Annotated in this window: 12 protein-coding genes; 11 read left to right on the forward strand and 1 reads right to left on the reverse strand. The window is 38.0% G+C overall.

Features of this window, described 5'->3' with window-relative positions; all coding sequences use genetic code 11:
- The 3 genes from ACGHIN_RS15600 to ACGHIN_RS15610 form a co-directional block, all read left to right on the forward strand.
- Positions 1-234 (forward strand): DUF1569 domain-containing protein (locus ACGHIN_RS15600; RefSeq protein ID WP_390455567.1); only part of this gene is annotated, 234 nt, incomplete at its 5' end.
- Positions 231-605, forward strand: coding sequence for a bacillithiol system redox-active protein YtxJ (gene ytxJ / locus ACGHIN_RS15605; RefSeq protein WP_390455570.1), 375 nt, complete (start codon positions 231-233; stop codon positions 603-605). The genes ACGHIN_RS15600 and ytxJ, both read left to right, overlap by 4 nt.
- Complete coding sequence (locus tag ACGHIN_RS15610; RefSeq protein ID WP_123261446.1) at positions 605-1,198, forward strand: Crp/Fnr family transcriptional regulator; 594 nt, start codon at positions 605-607, stop codon at positions 1,196-1,198. The genes ytxJ and ACGHIN_RS15610 overlap by 1 nt, the downstream gene beginning before the upstream one ends.
- A gap of 1 nt (position 1,199) precedes the next feature.
- Here the strand turns inward: ACGHIN_RS15610 and ACGHIN_RS15615 are convergent, their stop codons facing one another.
- The gene (locus tag ACGHIN_RS15615) at positions 1,200-2,612 is read right to left on the reverse strand and encodes an aminotransferase-like domain-containing protein (protein ID WP_390455573.1); all 1,413 of its coding nucleotides are present in this window, start codon (positions 2,610-2,612) and stop codon (positions 1,200-1,202) included.
- Positions 2,613-2,702: 90 nt separating this feature from the next.
- Between ACGHIN_RS15615 and ACGHIN_RS15620 the strand changes: the two genes are divergently transcribed.
- The 8 genes from ACGHIN_RS15620 to ACGHIN_RS15655 all read left to right on the forward strand — a co-directional run bounded on the left by ACGHIN_RS15620 (position 2,703) and on the right by ACGHIN_RS15655 (position 8,933).
- Positions 2,703-3,587, forward strand: a complete 885-nt coding sequence (locus ACGHIN_RS15620; RefSeq protein ID WP_390455576.1) for a DMT family transporter — start codon at positions 2,703-2,705, stop codon at positions 3,585-3,587.
- Positions 3,588-3,682: 95 nt separating this feature from the next.
- Positions 3,683-3,895 carry a hypothetical protein gene (locus ACGHIN_RS15625; RefSeq protein ID WP_390455579.1) on the forward strand — a complete coding sequence of 71 codons (213 nt, stop codon included), beginning with the start codon at positions 3,683-3,685 and terminating at the stop codon, positions 3,893-3,895.
- A gap of 144 nt (positions 3,896-4,039) precedes the next feature.
- Positions 4,040-5,803, forward strand: coding sequence for a cbb3-type cytochrome c oxidase subunit I (locus tag ACGHIN_RS15630; RefSeq protein WP_390455582.1), 1,764 nt, complete (start codon positions 4,040-4,042; stop codon positions 5,801-5,803).
- On the forward strand, positions 5,803-6,801 hold the full coding sequence (locus ACGHIN_RS15635) for a cbb3-type cytochrome c oxidase subunit II (RefSeq protein WP_390455585.1): 999 nt from the start codon (positions 5,803-5,805) through the stop codon (positions 6,799-6,801). The genes ACGHIN_RS15630 and ACGHIN_RS15635 overlap by 1 nt, the downstream gene beginning before the upstream one ends.
- A gap of 2 nt (positions 6,802-6,803) precedes the next feature.
- A complete protein-coding gene (locus ACGHIN_RS15640) occupies positions 6,804-7,085 on the forward strand; it encodes a hypothetical protein (protein ID WP_390455587.1) in 282 nt (93 codons plus the stop codon).
- On the forward strand, positions 7,082-7,489 hold the full coding sequence (locus ACGHIN_RS15645) for a cytochrome C (RefSeq protein ID WP_390455590.1): 408 nt from the start codon (positions 7,082-7,084) through the stop codon (positions 7,487-7,489). Before ACGHIN_RS15640 ends, ACGHIN_RS15645 begins: the two co-directional genes overlap by 4 nt.
- A 171-nt stretch (positions 7,490-7,660) precedes the next feature.
- Entirely contained in the window at positions 7,661-8,257 is a 597-nt protein-coding gene (locus ACGHIN_RS15650) for a Crp/Fnr family transcriptional regulator (RefSeq protein ID WP_390455593.1), read from the forward strand.
- A gap of 61 nt (positions 8,258-8,318) precedes the next feature.
- Entirely contained in the window at positions 8,319-8,933 is a 615-nt protein-coding gene (locus tag ACGHIN_RS15655; protein WP_390455596.1) for a Crp/Fnr family transcriptional regulator, read from the forward strand.
- The last annotated feature ends 230 nt before the right edge of the window (positions 8,934-9,163 follow it).

A 9,163-nucleotide genomic window follows, 5' to 3' on the forward strand; every position in this document is an offset into this window, starting at 1 on the left:
AATAACGGTATTCCCCGGAATATGCCCACTTTTCAAAAACTAATTGTTAATTTTGACTGTGACTTTAATAGTGCCCGAAGAGATTTGCTGCAAACCCTGGATAATTATTGGGATGCGTTTGAAAATAATAATTTACCGGATCATCACATACTATTCGGAAAAATGAAGGAAAGAGACTGGGGCTTTTTAGAATTTAAACATCTTGATCATCATCTCAAGCAATTTAACGTATGAGTATTTTTGGAAAACTATTTGGCGAAGATGAAAAGCCAAAACCATCATCTTTTTGGAAAAGCATTACTTCTGAAAAAGAACTTGCCGACGCTGTTGAACATTCCTATCATGAGAAGGTTGTAATCTTCAAACATTCAACGAGCTGCTTCATCAGTAAGACAGTATTGAGAAATTTTGAAAAAGAAATAGAAGATATAGATCAAAAGATAAGCTTTTATTACTTAGATTTGCTAGCGCATAGATCAGTTTCAAATACAATCGCAGAAGATTTCGGCATAAGACACGAAAGTCCTCAATTGATCGTATTAAAGAATGGCAAGGTCATCAACCATGCTTCGCACCAAGACATATCTATTAGCCAAATTATCTAATGAAGAACATTAACAGTTATTTAGCCCAGGTTTTAAGTGTTCCTATTGAAAAAGTGAATGCCTGCAGTCTCCATTATGAAGTGAAAAAGATTCCTAAAAATCAGTTTCTTTTGCAGTATGGGGAAATATGCCGACATATATTCTTTGTGGAAAAAGGGCTTTTAAAAATGTATTCCATTGATAAAAACGGTAAAGAGCACATTATTCAGTTTGCTCCTGAAAGCTGGCTGATTTCAGACAGAAGCAGCCTTTATTTCAATGAAAAATCAGTGTACTACATAGAAGCTGTTGAGGATTCTGAAGTCTTGTTTTTACATCCTGATTTCTTTAATAAGCTCGTTGAACAATTCCCTAATAGCATTGAAAGAAGTGATTTTCTGCTTCAGAAGCATATCCGAAGCCTGCAGAACAGGATCAATTCTTTATTGGGGGAAACGGCAGAAGAACGATATATGAAATTCATCAAAATGTATCCTGATTTGCTGCTTAGAGTTCCACAATGGATGATCGCATCTTATTTAGGAATTACTCCTGAAAGCTTAAGCCGTGTAAGAAAAGAGCTGGCCCGCAAAAATTTTGTTCCGGACAGATAAATCACAGCATCTCGGCAATTTTTCCGATTTGCTCAAGCTTGGATCGGGTATTTTCCGACCATGGAAGGCCAAAACAAAGACGCATGCAGTTTTCAAACTGATCCTGAAGACTAAACATTCTTCCGGGAGCAATGCTAATGTTTTGCTTAATAGCCCTGTCATATAATTCTCTCGTCTGAATGGTCTTATCAAATTCCACCCACAAAGAAAGCCCGCCTTGTGGACGGCTTGTTCTTGTTCCTTCAGGGAAAGATTCTGCAATGGTCTGAACATAATTCTGATAGTTTGTCTGAAGGGTTCGTCGCAATTGGTATAAATGCTTTTCATATTTTCCGCTTTTCAGGAAATTGGCAACAGCCTCATTTACGAGGGTAATGGAAGATGTGGAATGAAGAAGCTTAAGCTTCAATATTTTATCCTTATACTTTCCCGGAGCAATCCAGCCCACACGATATCCGGGAGCCAGTGTTTTTGAAATGGAACTGCAATACAGAACGTTTCCTTCCTTATCAAAAGATTTGCAGCATTTAGGACGATGCGAGCCAAAATAAAGGTCACCATACACATCATCTTCTATAAGTGGAATGTTATTTTCAGATAACAGCTTCACAATTTCTTTTTTATGTTCATCAGGCATGCAGCTGCCAAGAGGTGAATTAAAGTTAGGAATAAGCAGACAGATATCTATTCTGGGAAGATATTTTTTTAGTGCTTCAATTTCAATTCCGGTAGTAGGATGGGTGGGTAATTCCAAAACTTTAAGTCCCAATCCGTTAGCCAATTGAAGAATTCCCGGATAACAGGGACTTTCAATGGCTACTGTATCTCCAGGCTTTCCCAAAGCCATCAAACAAAAAGATAGAGCCTGCATTCCGCCATTAGTAGTCACTAGATCACTCTCATTAAAATTGCCGCCCCATAATCCGGATCTTAATGCAATCATTCTTCTGAGCTTTAAATTCCCCTGAAGTTCTTCATACTCTGTTCCGCCTTCCTTTAACACCCTGGCCGCATTCACAATTTCCTTTTTCAGCTTAGCCTGAGGAAGCAGATCCCCGGAAGGAATACCGATAGAGAACATCGTCATTTCTTTTTTTCCGAGATTTTCATATACCTTGCTGATCAGTTCATCCGGTTCTTTATTATCGGACAATAAGGAAGGCCGGCTTATTTGCGCCAGCGGAAGCTTGACATCAAAAAACCTGCTTACAAAATAACCGGTTTGTGGTTTAGATTCTATCAATGATTGTGATTCGAGTTCCAGAAATACACGTTTTGCCGTATTCATACTGATTTGATGCTCCCTGCATAGCATTCTTACTGAAGGCAGTTTATCTCCGGCCTTTAAAACTCCTTTTTTGATCTGGCTTGATATGGCGTTGGAAATTTCAGTGTATAAAAATTCTTTTTGCATAGCTTAACTGTATCCATGCAAATATACAAAACTGATACTGTGCTTATCTGTTTTTCCTTTATAATTTTGAAATATTAAAAATAAAATCAGATGATAGCGAATCAATTATCAAAAGACCAGACAGTAAGCGGATGGATCAATGGTTTCATAGGAGTAGTTCTTTTCAGCGGATCTCTGCCTGCAACTAAGCTGGCCGTAATGGAAATGGAGCCTGTATTTGTAACAGCGGCTCGTGCAGCCATTGCGGGCATTCTTGCCCTTTCTGTTCTTTTGTTATTTCGCGAAAAAAAGCCTGAGAAAGATCAGATTCTTTCATTAATTATAGTTTCAATCGGTTGTGTGGTAGGCTTTCCACTCTTATCTTCTTTAGCGCTGCAATATATAACCTCGGCTCATTCTATTGTATTTTTAGGCTTGCTTCCTCTTACAACAGCTATATTTGGCGTGATTCGCGGCGGTGAGCGTCCACAGCCCATATTCTGGCTTTTTTCCGGTATCGGGAGCCTCTTGGTGATCGGTTATGCTGTAGCCCAGGGTATTTCGGCTTCTCCTATAGGCGATATTCTTATGTTAATTGGTGTTGTTGTATGTGGACTTGGCTATGCGGAAGGAGCAAAGCTTTCCAAAACTTTGGGTGGATGGCAGGTAATCTCCTGGGCTTTGGTATTATCATTACCTTTTATGATTCCTTTATTATATGCCTACTTGCCGAAACCCGTGGCAGATATTCATATAGAGGCCTGGGCAGGATTAGCTTACATTTCACTTTTCAGTATGTTTATAGGGTTTATTTTCTGGTATCGCGGCTTGGCGCAGGGTGGAATAGCAATGGTGGGACAGCTGCAGCTATTGCAACCATTTTTCGGACTGGCGCTGGCGGCTTATTTTCTGAATGAACAGATTAGCATTGAAATGATAGGGGTAACATTGGGGGTAATTCTTTGTGTTGCTGCTACTAAAAGGCTTCAAAAATAAGCTAGGCCGTTTTAACTCCTACACTTATGACTGAAGTCATAAAGGTTAACATAATATTAAGCTAACTTTGAAATACACTCACAAAATTTAATATTATGAAACCGATTGCAATCATCATCTTAAGTTTAGGATTTCTGACCCTGAGCTGTAAGAAAGAGCCGCAGACCCAACCCACCCATATAGACAGCCTGAATACGGGTGACAGTATGGCTTCCGGCAATGCACAGGTAATTCCGGATTCCGGGGATGCCACACTTCCAGTTGACAGTACATCTTACGATGTGGATTCCATTAAAAACAGCAAATAATTCATTCCGAAGGCTGCAGCATTCTTATCTATTTGAGAATTGATGTTCTGTTTGAACATCAATAGTCGTTTTTTCAGAAAGACTAAACATCATCTGCTTAGACCACAACATTTTTCAATACTAAATAATCCGTAAATAATTTTCATGGCTGATTGGGCACTATTTAATGAAACGGGAATTCAGATTACCATTTTGCTTTTATTGATCATCATAATTGCAGGATTAACCATAGCGGTTTTTAAATTCCTTTCGGTCTATGCAAACATATTAAAACGGAAAGAATCTCTTGAAGTTCAGAAAAAGATAAAAAGCCTTTCTGCTAAAGAGGTTGAAGCCTATGAGCAAAGAGATCAGGAAATCCATACCGGGCTTCCTGAAAATAAATTATCCGGAGACCTGCCTGCAGCTGATAGAAGAGGCATGATCCAGAACATCAACCTGGTGGAGGAACTTAGAGTGTTCCCTACCAAAAGGAGAACTTCATCCTTTCAGAAGTATATTTCACCCCAGCTTAGCCAACTTATTCTTTATTTTTTGGGAACTGCTATCTTTTGGCTGATTATAGGAACTACTTTCGGTTTATATGCCGGAATCAAATATGTGGCACCTGATGCGGATCATCTCAGCTGGTTAAGTTTCGGAAGATTACGTCCTGCACACACCAACGCCGTGTTCTGGGGCTGGGCTTCATTGGCGATGGTAGGGTTATCTTATTATGTGGTAACAAGAGTGAGCAATGTTGAAGTATATAACCTTAAGCAGGGCTATGTTTCTCTTATCCTGATCAATGTGGCAGTACTGGCCGGAACTATAAGTGTTTTAGCCGGGGTAAACAATGGTGGCGGAGAATACAGGGAGTATATATGGCCCATTATGATCACCTTCGGGATTGGAATAGCCATCTCTCTTCACAACCTGTTTAAACCTGTTGCCCGGAGAACGACTAAAGAAATCTATATATCGAATTGGTACATTATTTCCGGGAGCATATTTATCGTTATCGTTATTTTGATAGGGTATACTCCTATATGGCAGAATGGAGTGGGAGAGACTATTACACAAGGATATTATATGCACCAGGCGATTGGAATGTGGTTCATGCTGATCAATCTGGGATTGATGTATTATTTTCTTCCGCAGCAGCTTAACAAGCCTATTTATTCTTACAGTCTGGGAGCTCTGGCTTTCTGGACGCATGTTTTATTTTATACGTTGATTGGTACGCACCATTTTATTTTCAGCGCCATACCCTGGCGATTACAGACAACTGCCATTATAGCAAGTGCCGGAATGCTGATTCCCGTGGCTGCAGGGACAACCAATTTTCTGTTGACATTCAGTGGTTCCTGGTATCAGTTGAAGACCAGCTATACACTTCCTTTTTATTTCATGTCTATTATATTTTATTTTACGGGATCTTTTCAGGGAACTGTAGAAGCTTTTAGGTATACTAACTTGCTTTGGCATTTCACGGATTTCACAGTTTCACATTCACATCTAACCATGTATGGAATTATTACTTTCATGATTTGGGGATTTTCTTACACCTTAATTCCACGACTCACCGGGAAAGAGCCTCCGAAATTACTTGTAGGTATTCATTTCTGGCTTGCCTTGATAGGATTGATGATGTATGTGATCGCATTAATGATCGGCGGAACCCAGACCGGTATGATGTGGATGAAAAAAAAGCCTTTTATAGATGGAGTGATCAATATGTTTCCCTTCTGGCTTTGGAGAGCGATTGGCGGAACCATGATGTGGGTCTCCCATCTTATTTTCGCTTATAATTTCTACCGGATGGTTAAAACTGAAGAAGATATTAAAATCCCGAAAACACCGGCTGAAATACTGGCAGCGAAGAAACAATTAAGAAACACGGAATTTAATCCTAAAAATGAAATGTGATGATGTTCCTTTTCAATAATCATAAAATCTTTTTTGGGTCTGCAACGCTTCTTTTTGTATGTCTCACACTTTATATTGCCATTATTCCTGCTTTAGAAAATCAAAGAATCAATAAACCTTTACCAAGACAAGTAAAATTGTTGACCAAAGAAGAAAGAGCAGGCAAAATGGTATATATTGAAAACGGCTGTGTAGCCTGTCATACACAGCAGGTAAGAAATGTAGAGATGGATAATGTGTTTGGAAAAAGGCCAAGTATTCCTGCAGATTTTGCCATCAACACAAGGACGGATTTCTGGAGAAATACTGCTAACCTGATGGGAACTCAGAGAACCGGCCCGGATCTTACCAACATTGGAGATAGACAGCCTAGTGCAGAATGGCATCTGATTCATTTATATCAGCCGAGAGCTGCAGTGGAAGCCTCAATTATGCCGGCTTACACATGGCTTTTCATAGAACGTGATTATTTACAACCCGGAGATGTTGAAGTAAAAGTTCCGGAGAAATTCATTAAAAACAAGAATAAGAAAATTGTAGCCACTCCGAAAGCATTGCAATTGGTCGCTTATCTGAAATCTTTAAAACAATCGGATTTTACTGACAAATCTATTGTTCCTCCGTTTTTATATAAGCAAAAAGAAAAAAAAGGCGCAGAAGGAGGTACTGCTGCTAATATGCCGGATGGAGCAGAACTCTTTACAGCCAATTGTGCAAGCTGTCACCAGGCAAACGGGGAAGGTGTTCCCGGAGCATTTCCATCATTGAAAAACAGTCCCGTTGTCACCGGAGGTGACCTGGAACTTTATGTGACCATTATTATGAAAGGTTATGATCCAAGACCGGAGTTTGCTGCTATGCCTGCCGTAGGAACGAATGCCAGCTTTACTTCCGAAGATGTTACCGCAATCATAAATCATGAAAGAACAAGTTGGGGGAATAATGCCAAAAAAGTAACGGTAGAAGAGGTGAAAATTATTATGGACAAAATAAAATGATCATGAAAAAAATAATAAAAAAGATAAATATTTGTAGTCTGGTGCTGTTCACAACGTATGTTTTTGCCTGTGACGCATGCAGGCTACAACAGCCTAATGTGACCCGGAACCTCACTCACGGAACGGGCCCTGAAAGTAACTGGGACTGGTTTATAATAATAATCGTTATTCTAATCACTCTTGTGGCATTGGGATATTCTGTAAAATACCTGATCAGCCCCGGAGAAAAAGAAGAAAGTCATATCAAATATTCTGTTCTGCCCCATCAAAATGAAATATTATGACCAAGGATAAAAGTAAAATTTTTCTTTTTATAGATGATGAGCCTATACCCATTGCAGAATTGGATACGCCCATTGTTTTTGATCTGGATACTAAAAAAATTGCCGACGGGGAACATGTTCTTACCATTGTCAGTCAGTCCCCGTCCGGAAAAGAAGGCATAAAAAAAATACACTTCACGGTAGCCAATGGCCCGTCCATAAAAGTAGAAGGATTAAAAAATAAGGATGTGGTAGATGGTACATTGTCATTAATGATCAATGCGTATGATAAAGGAAATCAGAAAAGTTTCCTGATTAACGGAAGTGAAACCCCGCAAACCATTCCGTTTTGGATATGGATTATTATTATTTTATTTACGGGATGGGCAATTTATTACGAAATTACAAGTTATAATATTCAATAAGCAATAGAATGAAAATTCATAATTGAAAAATAATAATAATTATAAAATTTAACCTTATTTAACTATTCAAAGACCAGGATAGGTGTGATTTTTGTACTTATAACAGAACTTCCAATTATATTTTGCTAAGAGAAACGGGTAACGTTAAACAAAACATTAAAAACAACTATTATGGTTATTAAAGAAGATATTTTGTGCTCAGCAGGGGCAAATATCAAGCATTACGAACCTTCAGAATTTATATTCACCGAAGGAGAAATACCAAACTATTATTATCAGATTATAACAGGGGAAGTAAAACTGAACAATTATAGCGAAGACGGAAAAGAGTTTATTCAGAATATTCTGTCGGAGGGGCAGAGCTGCGGAGAATCTCTTTTATTTATCCATAAGCCCTACCCAATGAATGCGGAAGTTCTCACTGAATGCAGTGTTTTAAGGCTTTCCAAATCAAATTTTTTTAAATTGCTGGAGCATTCTCCGAAATTATGCCTTGAAGTCAGCAGTTTTATATCTCAACGCCTGTATTATAAGTTCATTATGATGCAGAATATTTCTTCACAAAGTCCTGCTATAAGACTGAAAGGATTATTAGATTATCTGAAGAGTTTTCAGGAAGACATAAGGCCTTATTCTTTTATGGTACCCTTAACAAGGCAGCAGTTGGCAAACTTAACCGGTCTTTGTGTGGAAACCGCCATAAGGACCATTAAAGGGATGGAAAGGGATAAAATTGTAAAAATTCAGGATCGTAAAATTTTATATTAAGGCTGACTTCAATACTAAATTTTACGATTTATTTTTCCCTGAATATTAAAAAACACGAATTATGAAAACAATAAGTTGCATGAACATCGATGAGACGTTTTTACTCTCATCCGGTGCGGAAAGAAAACAGTATAAGAAAGGTGATCTTATTTTTCGGGAAAATGATTATGCACTTTATTATTTTCAGATCACAGAAGGAAAAGTAAAACTGAATAATTACAATGATGAAGGGAAAGAGTACATCCACAATATCCTTGGAAAAAACCAAAGCTTTGGAGACTCATTGATATTTCTGAATGAGCAATACCCGATGAACGCCATAGCTTTAACCCCTGTTGAAATTATTCGGCTTTCAAAAAATAATTTCATGGAACTGCTAAAAAAGCATCCTGAAATTTCATTAGAAATGAATAAATGTTTAGCGCAGAAACTTTATTTTAAGTCATTAATGATCCATAATCTGGCATCCCAAAATCCGGTAATAAGGATAAAAGGCCTGCTGGATTATTTAAAAAGTTATCATAAAGACGACGCCCCTTATTCTTACCTTGTGGAAATTACAAGACAGCAATTGGCTAACCTCACAGGGTTGCGGGTAGAAACGGTAATCCGTTTTTTAAAAAAAATGGAAAATGAAGGAATGATAAAGATCGAAAACAAAAAAATTCTTTATTAAATAGGCGTTTATGACCCAGGTCATAAAAAAGTGAATTATTCTACAGTACATTTGAGATATAAATTATTCAAATATTCTTAAGACCTCATTAGAGGCAACATTTAAAGCTCTTTGGCTTTCCGTGTTCCGTAAATAAATACACCCAAACTATTGCTGCCTTATACTAGTCAGAGGCGGCATGACATCACTTAATATTAATTTATAAAAAATTTAGTTATGAACACTAGAAA

It is taken from the genome of Chryseobacterium barbadense (assembly GCF_042849955.1).
Lineage (GTDB): Bacteria > Bacteroidota > Bacteroidia > Flavobacteriales > Weeksellaceae > Chryseobacterium.